The following is a 19,260-nucleotide window of genomic DNA, read 5'->3' as shown; positions in this document are numbered from 1 at the left end:
ACCCCATTTTCTCGGTTCGTGTAGTTCTCGTGACCCAAATCAGCGGAAAACGACCCTAACCGTCTGCCCTTTATATCATCCCCCGTCTCCTACGTGGAAACGACGATGAGCGCAACTACCCAGCCCTCCGACGCCCCCGAACCACAATCCAAGGAACAGCGCCTCAAGCAGTTCCTCCGGAGCAAGGCCGACGACGGGGAGATGTACTTCAAGAGCAAGTTCATCGCGGACGAAGTTGGTCTCTCCGCCAAGGAGATTGGCGCGCTGATGGTGAAACTCAAGGACTCGGCCACCGACCTCGAAATCGAGAAGTGGTCGTACACGTCCGCGACGACGTGGCGCGTCTGCTCGGCGTAAGTTCGCCGCGGTCCGCTCGTAGCCGAATCGTCGCGTGCGCCGTCCGTCTGGTCCCCTTTCGGACGGCGGTTCTCCCTTCTTGCCGTGCCACCTCCTTCGCACGGCGCACCCTTTCGTTCGGAGCCACTACTCCCCGAAACCACGCTATTTTTCTCCCGCCGTCACATTGCTGTACGCATGGAGCGGCGCGCCTACCTTCGGTCGCTGACGGCGACGGTGGGAGCGGTCGGAGTCGCGGGATGCCTGCGGACCGCCGGAGACGAACCGACCACGACCACCGACCAACCCACGTTCCGCACCGAGACGGTGACGATGGAACTGGAGGTGCCGTGGGGCGCGGCGTTCGCGCCGGGCGGCGACCTCTATCTCACCGAGCGTCCCGGCCGAGTCCAGCGCGTCGCCCACGAGAACGGCCGCAAGGAACAGGTCGCGGACCTCACCGACGACGTTGCCGCACGCGGCGAGGGCGGCCTGCTCGGGTTGGAACTCGACCCCGACGACCCCGACATCGCGTACACCTACCAGACCTACGAGAGCGCCGAGGGACTCGCCAATCGGGTCGTGCGCCACCGCGTCTCCGAGGGATTCGCCCGCGAGTCCGTCGTCTTCGACGACATCCCGGCCGCGTCAATCCACGACGGCGGCCGCCTCGCGTTCGGTCCGGAGGGTGCGCTCTACGTCACGACCGGTGACGCGAGCAGGGGGAGTCTCGCGCGGGACCGCGACTCGCTCGCGGGGAAGGTTCTCAGACTGACTCCCGACGGCGAACCGCACCCGGACAACCCCTTCGGGAACGCCGTGTTCACCTACGGCCACCGGAACCCGCAGGGACTCGCGTGGCGCGAGGGCACCCTCTTCGGCACGGAACACGGTCCCTCGACCGACGACGAAATCAACGTCCTCCGGGCCGGGGAAAACTACGGGTGGCCCGAGACGATGGGACCGACTGACGGCGACCGGTTCACCGACCCCATCGCGGCCTACACGCCGACCATCGCGCCCGGAAGCGCCGCGTTCTATCGCGGGCCAATCGACGACTGGGACGGCGACTTCTTCTTCGGGACGCTCGCCGGGACTCACCTCCACCGGGTTCGGATAGACGACGAGAACCGAGTCGTGGCCCAACAGCGACTGCTCGACGGGCGGTACGGCCGACTTCGGACCGTCTTCACCGGTCCGGACGACCACCTCTACGTCACGACCAGCAACCGGGACGGCAGGGGAACGCCCGCGCCCCAAGACGACCGAGTACTTCGGATTCAGCCCGCGTGAGAGGTCTCCGACGACTTACTGGCCGCGAGCGACTGCGACCGCCCCTTCCAGCAGGAACCACACTGTACCCAGAACCATCCCCGCGAGCGTCAGGAGTTCGGGGAGTTCGACCCACGACGGAAAGACGAACGCGGCGTAGGCTTCGGCCTGTTCGAGCGCGCTCCGTACCGAGTCGGTCTCGACGTAGCGACTCTCCAGTTCGGTGCCGGGGACCGTCTCGTGGTCTTCCTCGGACACCGAGAGGCGGTCTGCGGTGTAGGGCATCTGGACGCCGGAGTACGACCACACCACGTCACCGTTCCGGTCTATCTCCACCACGCGGTTGTTGAAGGTATCGACGATTAGGGTGTTGCCGTTGGGTAGTCGGTCGGCGTCCCGCGGCCAGTGGAGCAGTCCCCGGCCGCCGTACTGCCAGACGATTTCGTCCGTCGTGGCGTTCAGTTCGACCACTCGGTCGTTCTCGCTGTCGGCGACCAGCACCGTCCCGTTCCGGAGTCGGTAGGGGTTGTGCTGGTGGTCGAGTACCTCGTGGTTGCCGGGTTCGCCGACGACGTTCACGATGTCTTTCGTCTCGCGGTCCACTTCGATTACCACGTCGAAGTTCCGGACCGAGAGCTGGAAGTTCCCGTTCTCCAACTTGTCGATGTCGTTCATGTGGGTCCAGTCGGTTTCGCCGCCGGGGTCGGCCGGACCGCCGTACTTCTCGTGGAACTCGGTGCCCTGCGCGAGGTGGTTCTCGGCTTGCCACTCCCACGTAATCGCGCCCGACTCGTTCACGACGAACGCCCGGTCGTTGCCCATGTCCACGATTGCGGTGTTGCCGTTTTCGAGGCGGTCCACGTCGTGGACCTCGTGGTGAGTGATGTACTCGTCGTACCACGAATACTCCCAGACGACCTCCTTCGTCTCGTAGTCAAGTTCGACCACGCGGGCCTCGATACACTGGTCCGAGGCGACGACCAACTGGTCGTCGGGGCACTTCTCGGGCGAAAGCTTGGTCGTCACCGCCACGAGGAAGTTTCCGTTCTCCAACTGTTCGGCGTCGAACACCCGCGATTTCGGCGGGTCGAACTTCCAGACGACTTCGTTGTCCTCGTTCAGTTCGAGCAGTTTCCCGTCCAAGCCGTAGCTCTGGACGCTGACGAGGGTGTGGCCCTCGTAGGGACCTCCGGCGTCCGAGGTGGCCGTGACGCCCTCGTTCGCGGCCAGTCCCTGCGCGCCGAACGCCAGCGCCAACAGCAACACTCCCCACCCGAGATACCGCATCCGCCGTCGTCGCTCCATGTTCGTGCCTGTCGCCTCGCCGAATTAAGGGTTGCTGGTCTGGGTCCGACAGCCACCCCGTATCTGTCGGGGCCGTCAGAAGAGCAAAGTACCATGACATTGTATACCATGACATGGGCGTTTGGGGATGGATAGTGCTGTACGTCCTCCTGTTTTCCCTGCTCCAGTTACTCATCTACCGATACCTCCGGAGCGACGAGGACGCACCGCTGTTCCGCTCGACACCGCCGAACCGGGAACCCGCTCCCGTCGAGGAGATTCGGGACTTCGACGACCGGTCGCAGAGCGACGACCCGTCGGTGGTGGTGTGCCCGCGGTGCGGCGCGGAGAACGACACCGGGTACACCTACTGTCGCAACTGCGTGAGTCCGATGGCGGCGCGGTAGCGAGGTACGGACAATTCCACTAGCGACAGTCAGAGGCTGTACTTTAGCTCGTCTACCGGCTTCTCTATCACTTTGAAGACTTCCTTCGCCCGAAACACTCGGTTTCGATTTGGGCCGTCAGGGTCGTCCTGTCCTGCTTCGTACTCGTAAACGTCCGATAGTGTTACTCGTGTCCCCTCGATTTCCGAAGAAATGACCGCCTCTTTGTAGATGAACGGACTGATAAGCATACTCGGATTTTCGACCCGGCTGCCAATACCACTCAATTGTCCTACGTTGGTCGTTGCTTCTGTAAAAACGTCGAGTAACTCTCCTTCAATTTCGATTGTCGGAGGAAGCGGAGCGGGTTTGAATGCCATCCTCCCATCCGAATTTACCAGCTCGCCGGGGGTCGTAGCAGACTGAAACTGTTCGATATTCATATATCTGTCATCATCCGCCTTCATATTGAACTGTTATGCGTATAGCTTGAATAACACGGGCTACGGCTCAGCCTTATTCAACCGAATAACAAATAGCTTCAATAAGAGCGTGTAGGCGCGCCAGTATTGAAGCAAATAGAAGTTCAGTTCAACAAGAGTAACGACACGCCTTTCTCGATAGCACCCGATTCGACATCTGAATGCCCCGTGCCGTCGCCATCAACGTCGGAGCCAACACCAACGCGCCCGGCGTCCGCGGACCCGTCTACCCCGACGGGTCCTTCGAGTACGTGCCGATTCCAGAGGAGGAACCGACCAGCGAGTCGGTTCCGACCTACGCCGACTTGGACCTCGACACCGACCTGCCCGCCGGGAGCGCCGACGCGCCGGTTCATCTGGACCCCGAGTTCGCCGAGTACCCCGAGTGCGAAGCCTACACCTACGGCGACCCCCACGGCGTGAAGGCCCGGCCACTGCTCGACCTGCGCGAGGGCGACTACGCGCTGTTCTACGCCACGCTCACGACCCGCGGCGACCCCGAGCGAGGGTGGATTGCGCCGGACTGGGGCGCGTACCTCGTCGGACATTTCCGCCTCGCGCGCGACCCCGTGGCGCGCGAGGAGTACACGGACCTCCCCGAGAGCGAGCGCGCGACCTTTCGGAACAACGCCCACGTCAAGCGCGAGGAGTTCGACGCCGCGGTTCTGCTGGCGGGCGACGACGAGGAGTCGGGTCTCTACGAGACGGCGGTTCCGCTGAGCGCCTCCGAGAAGGGTGCCGACGCGAACCGCGTCGTGACCGACCTGTCGAGCGACTCCGGGAAGGGACCGTGGTGGCGACGGCCGATGCGGTTCGGCGAGCGCGAAACCGCCGAGGTGCTGGCACTGGTCGAAGACGGCTTCCGGTGACTCGCCGCGCGTCCGCCGTCCCCGGTCGTTCACCGCTTCTAAGACATATCTATCGTTCCTAAAGAATTGTAGAAACATGTTTTAGCAATCTAAAGATTTCTCTGCGCCGGGAGACTTATCGACGCACCGGCGACGGCCGAGGGGACGCGCGCCGGGAATCCCGGCGCGCGTCCCGTCTAGCGGGGCACTCACTCCACAAGGCACTTGCCGGAACTACCCGTACGAAGTGTAGATGTCGAAGCGGATAGCAGCCGTTGCACTCGTCGCCTGCGTTCTCGTCGCCGGGTGCAGTGGGCCGTTCGCAGAGGGTGAGGGTACCGACGAGACGACCGAGGTGACTGCGAACTCCGAGCGAGTGATAGCCGCGCCGCCGTCGAACCAGACCACCACCGGAAGCAGTACGGTTTCGACCGCCGGAAGCGCACCGACACCGACCACCGGAGACGCGACTGCGCTGACGAACGCCACCGCGACGAACGGGACGAACGTCACCACGTCGGGGGCGAACACCGCGACGTACAACCGAGACGTGGGCTACGAGATGCGAGTCTCGAACGCTGGCGCGACGGCCCGGAACGTCACGGTCCGCATCGTCGCCGCCAACGACTCGGCCGTGGCGTTCGACGAGTCGGTTCGACTCGCACCGAACGAGTCCCGCGAGTTTGACTTCGTTTTCCCGCACGCTGGCGCGTACGAGGCGACGGTCCGAGTCGGTGACGCGACGGCGACCGAACGGTGGGACACCGAGGTGCGCGACCCCGACCACGCGCTCTCGGTCCACGTCTCCGAGTCGGGCGAGGTGTATCTCGGGTTCGTGGTGATTTGAGCGGTCAGACGAGCGTCGTTTGGTAGGATTTTCCCCACTCCTCGGGAACGGGGAGGTCCGTCAGCATCTTCGATTGAAGTCGATAGAAGTCGTTGTGTGCCTTTTGTGCGTGGGACTCAATCCACGCTCGCGCTGGTTCACTGTTCAGATAGTCTAACATTTCCTTTAGGTCTACGTGGTCGGCTGGAACGAGATAATACACGCTATGACGGGGAACGACACTGCCTTCTCGGTCTGCCCAGAATGCTGGTTCGTCAGCTACGTCTTTGCAGACTATTTTCGGCTGGAGAATGTCCTGTAGCGGTGGGTTCTCGTGCCATCCGTACCAGACTTGCTTTCCTTTTTCGACACACGACCTGTCTTCGAGTCGGTCTCGGTGCATCTCTGCCCAATCGCCGAACGCACCGAGTTCGTCTTCGGGTGGTAATCGACCATCTTCATTATACGGGCAAATAAACACTTGATTCGAGTACGGCCCGTCGTTGATGCGGAGTTGTCGGCCGCTCGTGGTCGGATACGTCCAGTCGTCCAGTTGCGGCGGTACCTCGCTTTCGTCCGTGACGAACACGCTATCCGCTCCTGTCGCAACGCCGCACGAAATCCGTTCGGTCACTTCGCCGAGAGTCACGTCGCTCTCCAGCGTCTCGCTTCTTGTCTCTCGAAGCGTGCTTGCCCAACTCCCTCCGTCGGTCGGCAGAACTACAGTGTCTTCCGTACCGTCGCGCCGAACGATTCGAGTTTCGTCGCCGCTCCGGTTCTGAATCGTCGTGACCGTCGGAAACGTGATGTGCCCGTCAAACGCATCCTCCTGCAAGTGTTCTATCTCTTCGACGTGGTACTCCGTCATCAATCGACGGAGCGGAGTCGTCGCTTCCGTGTACTCGAACTTTTCCGGAGTCACGAAGACGAGTCGGCCATCATCGGCAAGTACACCGAGTGCCTGTTCGAAGAACAACGCGAAGAGGTCGAAACGGCCGTTTGCAACATCGAACTGCGCTCTGTATCGTTCCTTTTCCTCTTCGTCGAGACCTTCGATTGGAACGTAAGGTGGATTACCGACGACATACCGGAATTCACCGAGATTTGAGAGTTCCCGGAGAAACTCCCGCCTCTCTATCTCGACGTTCGCGTCCTGCAAGCGGTCACGTGCCGTTTCGATACGGTCAGGGTCGAGTTCGATTCCGACGCCTGCCGGTTCAGGTACGTCGTGTTCGTTGCAGAACTGACTGACGGCGAGAGCGAACGGACCAGTACCGATTCCGGGGTAGAGTATTCTATCGCCGTCTCGCGGCAGTCGCTTCTCAAAGAGTTTCGCTACCATCCGGTCGGCGAGTTCGGCGTGCGTCGGAACGTGGCCCTTCATCTACAACGACGTACTTAGACGATACTATTTAAAGATATATAAAACTCGAGGGGGAGGAGGAATCTACAGTTCCGTTTGTTTAGTCGGTGTTGACCGAGAGATGCCCCATTCTTCGAGTAATTCGTAGAGTCGGTCGAACTCATCCGGAAAGATTACCGCGTCGATGTCGTCCGGATTCAGGTCAAGTACCATGTCCCGCAGTTCGCGCCTATTATTATCTATTTGATGTTTCGGGAACTTTGCCACGACGACGAACTTCGCGTCGGGAAAGTTCTCCTTTGCGCGCCGCGCTTCGCTATCGAAGTTCTTGTTACGTTTTCGGAAGTCTTTCCGATGCATGTCCCGGACTTCTCCAAGTGCTTTGAAGGGCTTGTCAGGTGGGAGAACTATATCTGGTTTCCCGGCCAAATCCTCACCTTTCCGGTTTGGAAACCCGGCGTCCTCGAGTCGTTCTCGAACGACCTGTTCGTATTTTGCTCGCTGATGGCGACGCTGGTCGTTCTCCCAGAGCAGGTAAAACGTGTATAAACACGTTTCAAGGTATAAACGGTCCGGAAGAACTTGCGTAAGGGCTTCCGCAAACACCTCGCCTTTTTGGGACTCTCGTAGGTCCTTTTGAGTCCACGTTTTTATTGCATCGACACTTTTTACCCCGTAAACTCGTTCAAATTCCCGACTCGGTAATCCGCTTATTTTCATGAAAAACGGGACCATGATTTCGGGGGCTTCGTGCATCGCTTCGAGAAAATCGTCTTTCGTCGCTTCTCCAAAGACTACTACTCGAGCGTTCCCCTTGTTCTCTATCCAGAACTGCTTCCGGAGGACGGATTCTGCGGTCTCGTTCGCTTCGTCTAGTCGCTCATAGAGGTCCGGGAGTAAGTCTTCGCTGGCCTTCGGAAATTCCATACTTCGACACCAATCGTAGAGGTATGTAGTTTGACCGATTCAGTGGCGTAAATTGTCTATGGTGTTGTCCTCGGTGGGGATGTGTCGGTTACTAGTGTTCTTCTGGCAAAACCGTCGATAGAAGCCTTGAGAAGTGCGCCGACCGGGAATTGAACCCGGGCTATGAGCTTGGGAAGCTCATGTCCTACCACTAGACCACCGGCGCGTTGCGCTCACTTCGTTCGCTTACGCGCCGAGCCTTGCCTCACTTCGTTCGGCAAGACACCGGCGCACTGCGTTCGTTGCACTCACTCGTACGCCGAGGCTCGAAAACGCGGCGCGTTTTCTTACCACCGGCGCACGTCGCAACTCCGTCCGCCTTTTCTTCCCGCCAGCACTTCAACGTAGCGCTTCACCCCTGCCCTTCGACGGCCGTAGACCTGCCCATTCGTCCAGAAATTCCGGCCTGTCGCACGTCTTTTAGTCGTCGCGGACCCTACCGTCGGACATGATAGACCTGCGACTCTCCGAGTCGGAACTCGAAGCTCACCGGGAACACCTCGTCCAGTTCATCCGCGACACCGCCGCGGACGCCGGGACCGAACAGGCGGTCCTCGGACTCTCGGGAGGTATCGACAGCACGCTCACGGCCTACCTCGCGGTCGAAGCCCTCGGCGAGGAGAACCTCCACGGTCTGGTGATGCCGGGCGCGGTAAGCCGCGAGGAGAACATGACCGACGCCGAGTGGGTCGCACAGGAGCTGGAAATCCCCTACGACGTGTTCGAGATAAACCCCATCGTGGACAAACTCCTCGACGCCTACTCGGAGGCCGAGGACGACCAACTCGCGGTCGGCAACGCTCGCGCTCGCACGCGGGCGGTCCTCAACTACCTCGTCGCCAACCACGAGGGCGCGCTGGTCCTCGGGACCGGCAACCGGAGCGAGGCGTTGGTCGGTTACTTCACCAAGTACGGCGACGGCGCGGTCGATTGCCACCCCGTCGGCAACCTCTACAAACAGCAGGTCCGGCAGTTGGCCGCCCACCTCGGCGTCCCCGACGAACTGGTCGAGAAGCAACCCACCGCCGGACTCTGGGCGGGCCAGACCGACGAGGAGGAGATGGGCATCGACTACGACACCTTAGACGCTATCCTCGCGCTTCACATCGACGGTCCGCTCTCCGTCTCGGCGACCGCTCGGCAGGTCGATGGTGTGACCGAGGAGGAAGTCCGTCGGGTCAGCGAGATGCACGCGCGGAGCGAACACAAGCGTCGGGTCCCGCCGTCGCCCGACCCGCTCGACTGATTGCACCGCTATCCCGAGGCGTTCGCCGCGATGCGAACGTGGTCGCCCTTCCGAAGCACGTACTCCGAGGGGTTCACCGGGTCGCCGTTGACCCGCACGACGGCCGTTTCGTTCGGGTCGTCGCCGTAGGTCGTCCCGTCGTAGGCGACGGTTTCGTTCGTCACGTCGATGCCGAGGGTCCCCATCGCGTAGGCCAGCGTCACCTCCTCGGCGTGGACGTGCCACCGCTGGCCGTCGCCGTTCTCGAAGTGGAAGGCGTCGGCTTGGAGTTGGAACCGCTGGCGACCGAAGTCGAGCGGTTGGCCGCCGACGGTCGCGTCGATGGTTCCGTGGTAGTGGACCGACCCCACCGCCGAGGGACCGTCTCCGCTACCCGAACTACTGCCGTCGGTGCCGCCGATTCCGGGCGCGCCGCCCGAGAAGAGTATCAGGTACGCCAGCAGGCCTCCGAGCGCCAGCGCACCTAGCGCACCCCCGTAGGTCGCGGCGTTGGAACCGCCGTCGTCGGACTCCAACGCGGCCACGCGGCGCTGTTCTATCCGGCCGAGTTCATTTCCGTGTTCGTCCCCGAGGTGTTCGAGGTACGCCGTCTCGCCGTCGAACGACGCACCGCAGTAGTCACACTCCTCCATTCGTTTCCCCCGGTTTCCACTGCATCGCGGTGTCACTCGCCCCCATGCTCGTCACACTGGTACGTTCCCGACCCATTCAACCTTTGCGCCGGTCGGGGAAACGTAAATCGTCGTTTCGACTATCTCTACAATCGTCAAAGAATGCTACTTACGTCTCTCTCGCAACGAGCGCGCCAGCGGGCGTCGGATTCTCCGACGCCCGCGTTGAACGGTCGAAACTCTCCTCGGAAGGCGTCGAACGGCCGAAACCCGCCGTCGAGCGTCCGCCGCGGCGTCGGTACTAGATTTCCGCCGTTCCGTCCGGGGGTTTATCACGATTCGCGCCATAACCGAAGGTGAATGGGTTCGACCGACCCGCCTGCCGACGGTCCATCGCTGGAGCGTTTGAGTGCCGTGTTCCGCGTGTACGAGGCCCGCCGCGACGGCGACCGGTTGGTGTACTACGGCGAACCGCTGGTTCCCCGCGAGCGACTGCTCGACGCCGCGTGGCCGGTGTTCCGCGAACACGGCTACGAGGTCCAACTCACCACCGAGACCGGCGAGTACGTCCTCGTGGCCGAACCCGCCGACACCGGCATCGACGGGATTCCGTGGACGAACGTCGTCCTCTTCTTCCTGACGGTCGTCTCGACGCTGTACGCGGGAACCGCGTGGTACCACATCGACGCTATGGAGAGTCCGCTGGCCGCCCTCGAAGCGTGGCCGTTCACCGCCGCGGTCCTCGGGGTCTTACTCACCCACGAACTGGGACACTACGTCATGACCCGATACCACGGCGTGGACGCCTCGTTACCGTACTTCATCCCCATGCCGTCGCTCATCGGGACGATGGGCGCGGTCATCCGGATGAAGGGCCAGATGCCCGACCGGAAGGCGCTGTTCGACATCGGCGTCGCGGGACCGCTCGCGGGACTCGTGGCGACCATCGCGGTGACGGCAATCGGTCTCTCGCTCCCGCCCGAACAGGTCCCGGCGAGTCTGATGAACAACCCCGACACCATCCAAATCGAGTTCGGCTACCCGCCGCTTCTGGAACTCATCGCGTGGGTCCTCGGCGAACCGACGAACTACGGGCCGGGACAGGCCGTCAACCCCGTCGTCATCGGCGGGTGGGTCGGGATGTTCATCACCTTCCTCAACCTCATCCCGGTGGGCCAACTCGACGGCGGCCACATCGTCCGGGCGATTCTGGGCAAAGAGCAGGAGCGAGTCGCCGCGCTGGTCCCCGTCGCGCTGTTCGGACTCGCGGCCTACGTCTTCTACGTCGAGGACGTGAGCAACGCCTCGGTGCTGTGGGTGTTCTGGGGCCTGTTGGCGACGTACGTCGCCTACGTCGGCCCGGCCAACCCAATCGACGACGAGGGACTCGACCTGAGTCGGAAAGCGATTGGGATTCTGACGTTCGTGCTGGGGGTGCTGTGTTTCACACCGGTCCCCATCGAGATTATCACGTGAGAACGCCCGATTTCGGGATTTGCGGGTTTTCTGCTCTTAGAGATGTATCTCTCCCGAAGGTTTATGTTGTAAGCGTTGTAAGGATGGTATAGAGTTACAGCGTCGAGTGTTACCGTGGAATATCCATTCCACGATAGACCAACGCTGAGTAGAGAGGTAGTAGCCGAGTACAAGCTAAAACCGCGCACCACGACCACACAGCAAGTGGTGCGGAGGCAAAGAATGTCAGCAAATAAAAGAATACCTGCCACCGAAGAAACATGGAAAGAGTTGCACGAATTGAAGGAACCCGGACAGACGTTCGACGAACTCCTGACGGAACTCATTCAGGAGCATCAAGAGCGTCGGCTCGCCGAGCGAGCGCGCGAGGTCCGCGAAATGGACGAAGAGGAGCTGACGCCTCACGATGAGCTACGAAATCTTCTGGAGTGAAAGCGCACGAGACTTCTTCGCTTCACTGGACGAGAAGAGTCAGCGAATCTGCTTCGAGACGTTGGACGACCTCGAAGAAAACCCGTATCCGGGTCGTGGACAGGGTGACAAGAAGAAGTTGAAGGCTCAAGACGAGGAAATCTACCGGATACACGTCGGTCGGTCGTACACCGCCTTCTACCTCATTTTAGAGGACGAAAAGAAGGTTCGCGTGACCGACCTGATGGACATCGACAAAGCGCACAAAGAATACGGCCGGTAAAACGGTCTTTCTGACGATTTTCAGGCTATCACTCTCGGCCGAGATAGCAACAGGTCCGACTACCCCTCACCGTGCGTGTACCCCCGGTCGGGCAGTTTCTCGCCGTCCATCTCGACACCCGAACCAGTCACCTCGCCAATCACGGAAATCGGCGTCGGCGATTCGTCCCGAATCGCCGACAGGTCGCGCTCGGGCACCGTGAACACGAGTTCGAAGTCCTCGCCGAAGAACGCCGATAGCTCCCGAATCTCGTCCTCGTCGTCGGCGACTTCGCGGACCGACTCGTCCACCGGCACGCTGTCCCACGCGACCGAGAATCCGCAGTCGCTGGCTTCCGCGAGTTGGTGGAGCGACCGGGCGAGTCCGTCGCTGGAGTCCATCATCGCGGTGGCGTGCGAGGCGAGTTTGCGGCCCGCCGCGACTCGCGGTTCAAACCGGAACAGGTCGTTCGCTCGCTCGAAGTCTCCCTGCTCGAAGCGCCGGAGCGCCGCGCCCGTGCGCCCGAGCGTGCCCGTCACGCACACCCGCTCGCCCGGACTCGCGCCCGTCCTGCGCACGGGGTCGTCGGTCCGGCCGAGCGCGGTGGTCGCGGTGGTGAACTCCCCGCTCTCGTCCAAGTCGCCGCCGACGTACTCCGCGCCGACCGCCTCGCACACGTCGCTCGCGCCCGCGACGAACGATTCGAGTCCGTCGGCGTCGAACTCGGGCGCGGCGTAGACAGCGACGGCGGCGACTGCCTCGCCGCCCATCGCGGCCACGTCCGACAGCGAAGCGCCGACCGACCGCCAACCGGCGGTGTAGCGCGTGGTTCCGTCGGGGAAGTCGGTCGTCTCGTGGAGCATGTCGGTCGTCAACACGTTCCCGTCTACGACCGCCGCGTCGTCGCCCGCGTGCGGGAGTCGGTCGGCGAGAAGCGACAGTGCGGCCCGCTCGTCCATGCCTCGTGGTTGCCGGTCCGGAGTGAAAGGTCTGCGGTATCGGACTCGTGGACTGGCGCGTCTCCGATTCGAGACCGACGGACAGTCGCGGAATCTTCGATTGATGGCGGGCGACCCGTATCCGTCGAGGTGACGGGCAACTGCATCGGAACGTCTCTCGGTAACATTTCTCACGTCCGAACTTTCGTCTTCGGTGGCTTCAAGCCCCGACCGGCCGTCGGTGGGAGTCGATGGACGTAGACTTCGGGGACGCGCGCTCGATACTCGTCGGGTTCGGCGCTGGCGGCGTCGTTCTGCTGGCGCTCTACTCGATAGTCGGACTGGAGGACGTGCTGTCGGCGCTGTCGCAGGCCGACCCGTTGCTGTTCGCGGCGGTGTGCGTCGCGGCAATCTGTTGGCTGTTCGCGTGGGGTCTCGCGCTCCGGACCGTCCTCTCGGTTATCGCAGTCGACGTGTCGATGTGGCAGTCGTTTCTGTTGCTCGCTGGCGCGACGTTCGCCAACAACGTCACGCCGTTCGGACAGGCGGGCGGCGAACCGTTCAGCGCCCTGCTGGTCTCGCGGACGACGGGGACCGAGTACGAGAACGGACTGGCGGCAGTCGCCAGCGTGGATACCCTCAACTTCGTCCCCTCCATCTCGTTCGCGCTCGTCGGCGTCGGCTACTACGCGACCCGGTTCACCGTGGGCAACCGGGTGGAACTCGCGGCGGTGGCGCTGGTCGCCCTCGCGCTCGCGGTCCCGGTCGCCGCGTACCTCGGTTGGCGGAGTCGCCACCACCTCTCGGACCTCGTGGTCCGCGCCGCGGTTCCCGTGGGTCGGACACTCGGGCGCGCCCTCCCCAAACTCGAACCGCCGGAGGAGCCACAGGTCCGCGACCGCATCGAGGGCTTTTTCGGCGCGCTGGAACGGGTCGGCGGCGACCACCACCAGTTGGCGCTCGCGGTGTCGTTCTCTGCGCTCGGGTGGTTCCTGCTGTCGGTCTCGCTGTGGCTCTCGCTGGGTGCGCTCGGCCACTGGGTCCCGTTCGCGGCCGCGTTGTTCATCGTCCCACTCGGAAGCGTTGCGGGTGTCACGCCGCTACCGGGCGGTCTCGGCGGGGTGGAGGCCGCGCTCGTTCTCCTCATCGTCCCCATCACGGGAGTCGATGCACAGACCGCGGCGGCCGCGGCGGTCCTCCATCGCGGCGCGACCTACCTGCTCCCGGTTCTTTTGGGCGGGAGCGCGACCGCCATGCTGGAGGCGGACAACGCTCACGGGTCCGCGAGCGACTGAGACGGCCGAATCGGAGGTCGATGTCGGCCACGTTCCGTAACGATGCCTTTAAACGCCGCGGAACGGAATTCGTGGGTATGACGACGCTCTACGACGTTCCCGCGGACGACCTCATCGACGCGGTCGCCGCCAAACTGGAGGACCGACTCGAAGCACCCGACTGGGCCGAGTACGCCAAAACCGGCGAGAGCCGCGAACTCCCGCCCGAACAGGAGAACTTCTGGGCGCGACGTGCGGCCAGTCTGCTCCGGAAGGTCGCCACCGACGGACCGGTCGGCGTCGAGCGACTCTCGACGGAGTACGGCGACAAGAAGGGCGGGTCGAACCGCTATCAGGTCGCCCCCGAACACCGCACGGACGGGAGCCGGAACGTCATCCGGACCATCCTCCAGCAACTCGAAGACGAGGACCTCGTGGGTACCGAGGGCAACGCTGGCCGCATCGTGACCGGCGAGGGCCGTAGCCTCCTCGACGACACCGCGGGCGAGGTCATGGAGGACCTCGACCGGCCGGAACTCGAACGCTACGCGTAGACGACCGACGGCGATGCGTTTCTACGACTGCCAGAACACCATCGTCGCTCCGTAATCATTTTTGGCCGCGGGCGTTAACTACGAGATAACTCATGAGCGAACAGCCCGACGACGAGCGACTCGAAGAACTCCGCAAACAGAAGATGCAGGAGATGCAGGACCAAGCCGACCAGAGCGAGGCCCAAGAGCAGGCCCAACAGCAGGCCGACGCCCAGAAGCAGGCGTTGCTCCGCAAGCATCTGACCGACGGCGCGCGCAAACGACTCAACTCAGTCCGGATGAGCAAACCCGACTTCGCCGACCAAGTGGAACGACAGGTCCTCGCGCTGGCCCAGAGCGGTCGGGTGAGCGGCAAAATCGACGAGGAGAAGATGAAAGAGCTTCTCCGCGAACTCAAGCCCGACTCCAAGAGCTTCAACATCCGGCGTCGGTGAGATGGACCTCGGGCTACTCTACAGCGGTGGGAAGGACTCGACGCTCGCCGCCCTCCTGCTCGAAGACTTCTACGACGTGACCCTCGTCACCGCGACGTTCGGTGTCGCCGAGGCGTGGGACCACGCCCGTCGGACCGCCGAGGGCGTCGGCTTCGACTTCGAGACGGTCGAGTTGGACGACGACGTGGCCGACCAAGCCGTCGAGCAGATGGTCGAGGACGGCTACCCCCGCAACGGCATCCAGCAGGTCCACCTCCACGCGCTTGAGATGGTCGCGGAGATGGACTTCGACGCAGTGGCCGACGGCACCCGACGCGACGACCGAGTGCCGTCGGTGTCGCGCGCGCAGGCCCAGAGCCTCGAAGACCGCCACGGCATCGACTACATCGTCCCGCTGGCGGGATTCGGGCGCGGCGCGGTCGATTCGCTCGTCGACGAGACGCTGGACGTGACTGTCGGCCCGAGCGAGCAGATTCCGAAGGCCGACTACGAGGCCGAACTCCGGGAACTGTTGGCGCGCGAACACGGCGAGGACGCCGTGGCCGAGGTGTTTCCCGACCACACCCAGACCTACGTGAACGGCTTGAGTTGAACCACCGATACTTTTCGCCCGCCGGTTCGACACTCGGCGCATGAGTCGCACCGCAATCGCGCTCGCCGCGCTTCTCGTTCTCGCCGGATGCTCCGCGCCGACGGCGCAGGGACCGACCGCCGAGGGGTCCGCGCTCGAAACGCGGACGCCGACGACGGGACCGAGCGCCCTCCCGGTGAACGAGAGCCGAATCTTCGGCCGAGTGGCGGACCTCGCCGAGAGTAACGTCTCTCAGCCGTCACTGCGCACCGCCGACGCGGGCGAGGGCGGCGTGAGCTATCTCGGCGGACTCGGGCCGTTCTACCGGCTGATGCTCGGCGTCGAGGGCGACGGAAGCGCCTCGGCCGCGGCCTACTACGCCCGCGACCCCCACCGCGTCACCGTCCTCCTGCACGACGGGGTGCCCGCCGCCGAGACGGACGAGGCCGGGTTAGCGGTCGTCCTCGCTCACGAGTACGCTCACGCCGTCCAGTTCGGCGACCCGCGCTTCCGGTCGAGTCTCGGCGGTCCGGCCGACGCCTCCATGGACAGTCGCCGGGTCTACCGGGCGCTCGTGGAGGGCGGCGCGGTGTTCGTCGCCGACGAGTACGCCGACCGCTACCGGCCGAGCGAGGACCCGACCGGCGAGATGGCCCGTGACTACCGGAACGAGTCCGCTCCGGGGCGGTTCGTTCGCGGTCCCTACCTGTTCGGCGGGCGGTACCTCGACGGTCGCCTCGACTCGCCCGCGAACCTGACGCGAGCGTACCGAAACCCGCCGAACACGACCGAGCAGGTGATTCACGGCTACGCGCCCGAGCGCGAACCGCCCGCGGACCTGCGCGTGACAGTCGCAGAGACCGACGACGTGAGCGCCGGGAACGCGGACACGGCCGGTGAGTTGTTCGTCCGCGACCTGCTCGGCGGGAAACTTCCCGAATCGCGGTCGGCCACTGCCGCCTCCGGGTGGGGTAACGACCGACTCCTCATGCTCTGGAACTACGGTGCGAACGAGTCCAGTCGGCGTAACTTCGTCTGGACGCTCCGGTGGGACGACGAACGAAACGCCACCGAGTTCTCGGGCGCGTTCGCCGACTACATGGACGCCCGCGGCGAGCGCCGAGGCGCTCGCCGCTGGCAAGCGAGCGGGACGCAGTTCGGTCTCGAACGCGCGAGCGACCGGACCGTGGTCGTGGCCGTCGGCAGTCCCGAGACGGTCCGAAACGTCCGTGCCACCGCGGACGACGGTAACGTCTCGGTGACAGTCGCGGCGTGAGCGCCCGCGTCCCGCGTTTCGGTCGGCAAGATTCTGCGTCCGGCAAGACGCACGCGAAGTAAAAGTTTCAAGCGCGCGCTCGTCCAACGCTTCCCCATGTACGACCACATCAAGGGTTTCCGGGACTTCTACCCCGGAGAGATGGGCGCGCGCCGTGAGATGTTCGACGCGCTCGAATCGACCGCGCGCCGGTACGGGTTCCGAGAGGTCGGCACGCCCGCCTTGGAACGCACCCAGATGTACGTGGACAAAAGCGGCGAGGAAATCGTCGAAGAGCTGTACAGCTTCGAGGACCAAGGCGGCCGGGACGTAGCGATGACGCCCGAACTCACCCCGACGGTCGCCCGGATGGTCGTGGCGAAACAGCAGGAACTCTCCAAGCCCATCAAGTGGTTCTCGACCCGTCCGTTCTGGCGCTACGAGGAACCCCAGAGCGGCCGCCGTCGGGAGTTCTACCAGACCAACGTGGACATCTTCGGGTCGTCGGCACCCGAGTCGGACGCCGAACTGCTGGCGTGCGCGGCGGACGCGCTCACGGACCTCGGACTCACCAGCGAGGACTTCGAGTTCCGAGTCAGCCACCGCGACATCCTCGGCGGCCTGCTGGAAGCCTTCGACGCCGACGTGGACACCGAGGCCGCGATTCGCGCGGTGGACAAGAACCAGAAGGTCGGCGAAGACGAGTTCTACGGTCTGCTCAACGACGCCGGACTCTCCTACGACCAAGCCCGAGAGTTCGACGACCTGCTCGACACGCCCGAAGAGAACCTCGACGACCTCGTGGCGTTCGCCGGGACCGAGCGCGTCGAGAACGCGGTCTCGAACCTGACCGACGTGCTGGACGCCGCCGCGGACTTCGGCGCGCGCGAGTTCTGCACGCTCTCGCTCGACACCGCCCGCGGACTCGACTACTACACCGGCGTCGTCTTCGAGTGTTTCGACTCGACGGGCGACGTGAACCGCTCCATCTTCGGCGGCGGGCGCTACGACGACCTCATTGAGGGCTTCGGGGGTCAGCCCACGCCCGCGGTCGGGTTCGCGGTCGGCGACGCGACGCTGACGCTGTTGCTCCAGCGCGCGGGCGTCTGGCCGGACGAGGAACTCGCCACCGACTACTACGTCCTCCAAGTCGGCGACACCCGCGACGTGGCGGCCGAGATTACCCGCGAACTCCGCGGCGAGGGCCACGTCGTGGAGACCGACGTGTCCGGCCGGAGCTTCGGCGCGCAACTCGACTACGCCGACTCCATCGGCGCACAGACGGTGGTCATCGTCGGCGAACAGGACCTCGCCGACGGCAACGTGACGGTCAAGGACATGGACTCGGGCGACCAGACGCAGGTGCCGGTTGAGGATTTCCCGCCTGAAGACGAAGCGCGGCCGACCTACGAGGACTTCGAGTAGTTCCGTAGTCGAACCTTTTTACCGGCGTCTTCCGTACCCCCGGACATGCGCGAGCGTTCCGCACAGTTCGAGAAGAAGACCCTGCTCGCGGTGCTGTCGGTGTTGACCTTCGGACTGACGGCGTTCTTCGCCGTCGTAGGGTTGGACTTTCTGGTCCCGACCGTCTTCGTCCTCGGCTTTTTCATCGTCGTCCCGCTGGTCGCGCTACTGGGCGACTCGTTGCCGATGGTCGCGAGCGACGACGACGCGGACGCCGCTGGCGTCCGCGTCGGTCAGGGGACGACCGCGGACGACCCGATAACCGAACTCCGAGCGCGCTACGCCCGCGGCGAACTCACGGACGCGGAGTTCGAGCGCCGACTCGAACGACTGCTGGAGACCGAAGACGTGGGTGCGACCGGGTCCAGAGAGCGAGTCTTCGACCGGGAGTGACTTCGGTCGGGGGTGAGCGGTCGGCGACCGGTCGCCGACCGCGGTCGCTGGCGGGTCGGTCGCTGGCGGGTCGGTCGCTGGCGAGTCGGCCGGGAGCGTACCAGTCACTAGCGCGAGTAGCGAACAGGCGGCACGGACGGCCCGCGGAGAGGAGTGCCGCGCTATCGCTGGCCTCCCCGCGGCGATTCTCAGGTCACGGGACGGGTTGGTCCCGTTCCGGTATTTAAAATCTCGCGTGGTCGTCGGGTGAACTCCGGTCGCTTTGAGCAATCGAAACATTTGCTAAATATAGAAAAATAATTTCTTACCGACTGCTTTTCTTGCCGATAGCTGTGAAATCTCTGCCTCGAAAGTCCCTCTCGCGCTACGTCGCCGAAAACGGTGGAGAAACCGTGGGAATCGCTGTAACGATAGTTCAGAAAGCCCCCGTCCGGTCGCGGGTCACACTCGCTTTCACGGTTGCACCGCTCGCGTGACCCGCGAATGGGCGGCCCCTCTATCTCGCCCCGTCGGTTGGTCGGCCGGACGTTTGCCGTGGTTTGTGGCACCGAGCGCGTTCTGTCCGTTGGTCGGGCGAGCGTTCGCCGGTGGTTGGTCGCGCCGAGTGC

The 19,260-nt window shown here is 63.6% G+C and carries 22 protein-coding genes and 1 tRNA gene; 16 read left to right on the top strand and 7 right to left on the bottom strand.

What is annotated here, in order from left to right; translation table 11 throughout:
• The first annotated feature begins 105 nt into the window (after nt 1-105).
• Complete coding sequence (locus P2T60_RS13385; protein WP_135853640.1) at nt 106-357, top strand: DUF7123 family protein; 252 nt, start codon at nt 106-108, stop codon at nt 355-357.
• 177 nt (nt 358-534) lie between these two features.
• Entirely contained in the window at nt 535-1,629 is a 1,095-nt protein-coding gene (locus P2T60_RS13380) for a PQQ-dependent sugar dehydrogenase (protein ID WP_276279753.1), read from the top strand.
• A gap of 15 nt (nt 1,630-1,644) precedes the next feature.
• Here the strand turns inward: P2T60_RS13380 and P2T60_RS13375 are convergent, their stop codons facing one another.
• On the bottom strand, nt 1,645-2,913 hold the full coding sequence (locus P2T60_RS13375; RefSeq protein ID WP_276279752.1) for an aryl-sulfate sulfotransferase: 1,269 nt from the start codon (nt 2,911-2,913) through the stop codon (nt 1,645-1,647).
• 113 nt (nt 2,914-3,026) lie between these two features.
• On the opposite strand from P2T60_RS13375, the gene P2T60_RS13370 reads away from it, so the two are divergent.
• Nucleotides 3,027-3,299, top strand: a complete 273-nt coding sequence (locus P2T60_RS13370; RefSeq protein WP_276279751.1) for a DUF7577 domain-containing protein — start codon at nt 3,027-3,029, stop codon at nt 3,297-3,299.
• Nucleotides 3,300-3,328: 29 nt separating this feature from the next.
• Here P2T60_RS13370 and P2T60_RS13365 read toward each other — a convergent pair whose 3' ends face one another.
• The gene (locus tag P2T60_RS13365; protein WP_276279750.1) at nt 3,329-3,745 is read right to left on the bottom strand and encodes a Fic/DOC family N-terminal domain-containing protein; all 417 of its coding nucleotides are present in this window, start codon (nt 3,743-3,745) and stop codon (nt 3,329-3,331) included.
• A gap of 176 nt (nt 3,746-3,921) precedes the next feature.
• Between P2T60_RS13365 and P2T60_RS13360 the strand changes: the two genes are divergently transcribed.
• Together P2T60_RS13360 and P2T60_RS13355 are read left to right on the top strand one after the other, a co-directional pair.
• Complete coding sequence (locus P2T60_RS13360) at nt 3,922-4,629, top strand: Nmad3 family putative nucleotide modification protein (RefSeq protein WP_276279749.1); 708 nt, start codon at nt 3,922-3,924, stop codon at nt 4,627-4,629.
• A 232-nt stretch (nt 4,630-4,861) separates the two neighbouring features.
• Nucleotides 4,862-5,455: an Ig-like domain-containing protein gene (locus P2T60_RS13355; protein ID WP_276279748.1), complete on the top strand. Its 594-nt coding sequence runs from the start codon at nt 4,862-4,864 to the stop codon at nt 5,453-5,455.
• A gap of 4 nt (nt 5,456-5,459) precedes the next feature.
• Here P2T60_RS13355 and P2T60_RS13350 read toward each other — a convergent pair whose 3' ends face one another.
• From P2T60_RS13350 to P2T60_RS13340, 3 genes are all read right to left on the bottom strand, one after another.
• Nucleotides 5,460-6,818 (bottom strand): Eco57I restriction-modification methylase domain-containing protein, encoded by a 1,359-nt coding sequence (locus tag P2T60_RS13350; RefSeq protein ID WP_276279747.1) that lies wholly within the window; start codon nt 6,816-6,818, stop codon nt 5,460-5,462.
• A 63-nt stretch (nt 6,819-6,881) separates the two neighbouring features.
• Complete coding sequence (locus P2T60_RS13345; RefSeq protein WP_276279746.1) at nt 6,882-7,724, bottom strand: hypothetical protein; 843 nt, start codon at nt 7,722-7,724, stop codon at nt 6,882-6,884.
• Between the two features lie 134 nt (nt 7,725-7,858).
• Nucleotides 7,859-7,929: transfer RNA gene (locus P2T60_RS13340), tRNA-Gly, on the bottom strand.
• 282 nt (nt 7,930-8,211) lie between these two features.
• Here P2T60_RS13340 and P2T60_RS13335 point away from each other — a divergent pair.
• Nucleotides 8,212-9,009: an NAD+ synthase gene (locus P2T60_RS13335; protein ID WP_276279745.1), complete on the top strand. Its 798-nt coding sequence runs from the start codon at nt 8,212-8,214 to the stop codon at nt 9,007-9,009.
• A gap of 8 nt (nt 9,010-9,017) precedes the next feature.
• Here P2T60_RS13335 and P2T60_RS13330 read toward each other — a convergent pair whose 3' ends face one another.
• Nucleotides 9,018-9,641 (bottom strand): hypothetical protein, encoded by a 624-nt coding sequence (locus tag P2T60_RS13330; RefSeq protein WP_276279744.1) that lies wholly within the window; start codon nt 9,639-9,641, stop codon nt 9,018-9,020.
• Between the two features lie 339 nt (nt 9,642-9,980).
• On the opposite strand from P2T60_RS13330, the gene P2T60_RS13325 reads away from it, so the two are divergent.
• The 3 genes from P2T60_RS13325 (at nt 9,981) to P2T60_RS13315 (ending at nt 11,790) form a co-directional block, all read left to right on the top strand.
• Nucleotides 9,981-11,096 carry a site-2 protease family protein gene (locus P2T60_RS13325; protein ID WP_276279743.1) on the top strand — a complete coding sequence of 372 codons (1,116 nt, stop codon included), beginning with the start codon at nt 9,981-9,983 and terminating at the stop codon, nt 11,094-11,096.
• 222 nt (nt 11,097-11,318) lie between these two features.
• Nucleotides 11,319-11,528 (top strand): hypothetical protein, encoded by a 210-nt coding sequence (locus P2T60_RS13320; protein ID WP_382210440.1) that lies wholly within the window; start codon nt 11,319-11,321, stop codon nt 11,526-11,528.
• A complete protein-coding gene (locus P2T60_RS13315; RefSeq protein WP_276279741.1) occupies nt 11,503-11,790 on the top strand; it encodes a type II toxin-antitoxin system RelE family toxin in 288 nt (95 codons plus the stop codon). Before P2T60_RS13320 ends, P2T60_RS13315 begins: the two co-directional genes overlap by 26 nt.
• A 59-nt stretch (nt 11,791-11,849) precedes the next feature.
• On the opposite strand, the gene thiL is transcribed toward P2T60_RS13315, so the two are convergent.
• Nucleotides 11,850-12,728 carry a thiamine-phosphate kinase gene (thiL, locus tag P2T60_RS13310; protein WP_276279740.1) on the bottom strand — a complete coding sequence of 293 codons (879 nt, stop codon included), beginning with the start codon at nt 12,726-12,728 and terminating at the stop codon, nt 11,850-11,852.
• A 230-nt stretch (nt 12,729-12,958) separates the two neighbouring features.
• Here thiL and P2T60_RS13305 point away from each other — a divergent pair, with 230 nt between their 5' ends.
• From P2T60_RS13305 to P2T60_RS13275, 7 genes are all read left to right on the top strand, one after another.
• Nucleotides 12,959-14,002 carry a lysylphosphatidylglycerol synthase transmembrane domain-containing protein gene (locus tag P2T60_RS13305; protein ID WP_276279739.1) on the top strand — a complete coding sequence of 348 codons (1,044 nt, stop codon included), beginning with the start codon at nt 12,959-12,961 and terminating at the stop codon, nt 14,000-14,002.
• 77 nt (nt 14,003-14,079) lie between these two features.
• A complete protein-coding gene (locus tag P2T60_RS13300; protein ID WP_276279738.1) occupies nt 14,080-14,535 on the top strand; it encodes a 30S ribosomal protein S19e in 456 nt (151 codons plus the stop codon).
• A 92-nt stretch (nt 14,536-14,627) separates the two neighbouring features.
• Nucleotides 14,628-14,969: a DNA-binding protein gene (locus P2T60_RS13295; RefSeq protein ID WP_276279737.1), complete on the top strand. Its 342-nt coding sequence runs from the start codon at nt 14,628-14,630 to the stop codon at nt 14,967-14,969.
• Nucleotide 14,970: 1 nt separating this feature from the next.
• Nucleotides 14,971-15,561, top strand: coding sequence for a DUF7411 family protein (locus P2T60_RS13290; RefSeq protein ID WP_276279736.1), 591 nt, complete (start codon nt 14,971-14,973; stop codon nt 15,559-15,561).
• Nucleotides 15,562-15,601: 40 nt separating this feature from the next.
• Nucleotides 15,602-16,816: a hypothetical protein gene (locus P2T60_RS13285; protein WP_276279735.1), complete on the top strand. Its 1,215-nt coding sequence runs from the start codon at nt 15,602-15,604 to the stop codon at nt 16,814-16,816.
• A 96-nt stretch (nt 16,817-16,912) separates the two neighbouring features.
• Nucleotides 16,913-18,220, top strand: a complete 1,308-nt coding sequence (gene hisS / locus P2T60_RS13280) for a histidine--tRNA ligase (RefSeq protein ID WP_276279734.1) — start codon at nt 16,913-16,915, stop codon at nt 18,218-18,220.
• A 45-nt stretch (nt 18,221-18,265) separates the two neighbouring features.
• Nucleotides 18,266-18,652, top strand: a complete 387-nt coding sequence (locus P2T60_RS13275; protein WP_276279733.1) for an SHOCT domain-containing protein — start codon at nt 18,266-18,268, stop codon at nt 18,650-18,652.
• The last annotated feature ends 608 nt before the right edge of the window (nt 18,653-19,260 follow it).

The organism is Halorussus caseinilyticus, from assembly GCF_029338395.1.
Taxonomy (GTDB): Archaea; Halobacteriota; Halobacteria; order Halobacteriales; family Haladaptataceae; genus Halorussus; species Halorussus caseinilyticus.
Note: the sequence above shows the minus strand (reverse complement) of the source record. Positions and strands in the feature narration are given on the sequence as shown.

Coding starts and splice junctions, on each gene's coding strand:
- P2T60_RS13385 (WP_135853640.1), top strand. CDS start 106: ATGAGCGCAACTACCCAGCCCTCCGACGCCCCCGAACCACAATCCAAG.
- P2T60_RS13380 (WP_276279753.1), top strand. CDS start 535: ATGGAGCGGCGCGCCTACCTTCGGTCGCTGACGGCGACGGTGGGAGCG.
- P2T60_RS13375 (WP_276279752.1), bottom strand. CDS start 2,913: ATGGAGCGACGACGGCGGATGCGGTATCTCGGGTGGGGAGTGTTGCTG.
- P2T60_RS13370 (WP_276279751.1), top strand. CDS start 3,027: ATGGGCGTTTGGGGATGGATAGTGCTGTACGTCCTCCTGTTTTCCCTG.
- P2T60_RS13365 (WP_276279750.1), bottom strand. CDS start 3,745: ATGAAGGCGGATGATGACAGATATATGAATATCGAACAGTTTCAGTCT.
- P2T60_RS13360 (WP_276279749.1), top strand. CDS start 3,922: ATGCCCCGTGCCGTCGCCATCAACGTCGGAGCCAACACCAACGCGCCC.
- P2T60_RS13355 (WP_276279748.1), top strand. CDS start 4,862: ATGTCGAAGCGGATAGCAGCCGTTGCACTCGTCGCCTGCGTTCTCGTC.
- P2T60_RS13350 (WP_276279747.1), bottom strand. CDS start 6,818: ATGAAGGGCCACGTTCCGACGCACGCCGAACTCGCCGACCGGATGGTA.
- P2T60_RS13345 (WP_276279746.1), bottom strand. CDS start 7,724: ATGGAATTTCCGAAGGCCAGCGAAGACTTACTCCCGGACCTCTATGAG.
- P2T60_RS13335 (WP_276279745.1), top strand. CDS start 8,212: ATGATAGACCTGCGACTCTCCGAGTCGGAACTCGAAGCTCACCGGGAA.
- P2T60_RS13330 (WP_276279744.1), bottom strand. CDS start 9,641: ATGGAGGAGTGTGACTACTGCGGTGCGTCGTTCGACGGCGAGACGGCG.
- P2T60_RS13325 (WP_276279743.1), top strand. CDS start 9,981: ATGGGTTCGACCGACCCGCCTGCCGACGGTCCATCGCTGGAGCGTTTG.
- P2T60_RS13320 (WP_382210440.1), top strand. CDS start 11,319: ATGTCAGCAAATAAAAGAATACCTGCCACCGAAGAAACATGGAAAGAG.
- P2T60_RS13315 (WP_276279741.1), top strand. CDS start 11,503: ATGAGCTACGAAATCTTCTGGAGTGAAAGCGCACGAGACTTCTTCGCT.
- thiL (WP_276279740.1), bottom strand. CDS start 12,728: ATGGACGAGCGGGCCGCACTGTCGCTTCTCGCCGACCGACTCCCGCAC.
- P2T60_RS13305 (WP_276279739.1), top strand. CDS start 12,959: ATGGACGTAGACTTCGGGGACGCGCGCTCGATACTCGTCGGGTTCGGC.
- P2T60_RS13300 (WP_276279738.1), top strand. CDS start 14,080: ATGACGACGCTCTACGACGTTCCCGCGGACGACCTCATCGACGCGGTC.
- P2T60_RS13295 (WP_276279737.1), top strand. CDS start 14,628: ATGAGCGAACAGCCCGACGACGAGCGACTCGAAGAACTCCGCAAACAG.
- P2T60_RS13290 (WP_276279736.1), top strand. CDS start 14,971: ATGGACCTCGGGCTACTCTACAGCGGTGGGAAGGACTCGACGCTCGCC.
- P2T60_RS13285 (WP_276279735.1), top strand. CDS start 15,602: ATGAGTCGCACCGCAATCGCGCTCGCCGCGCTTCTCGTTCTCGCCGGA.
- hisS (WP_276279734.1), top strand. CDS start 16,913: ATGTACGACCACATCAAGGGTTTCCGGGACTTCTACCCCGGAGAGATG.
- P2T60_RS13275 (WP_276279733.1), top strand. CDS start 18,266: ATGCGCGAGCGTTCCGCACAGTTCGAGAAGAAGACCCTGCTCGCGGTG.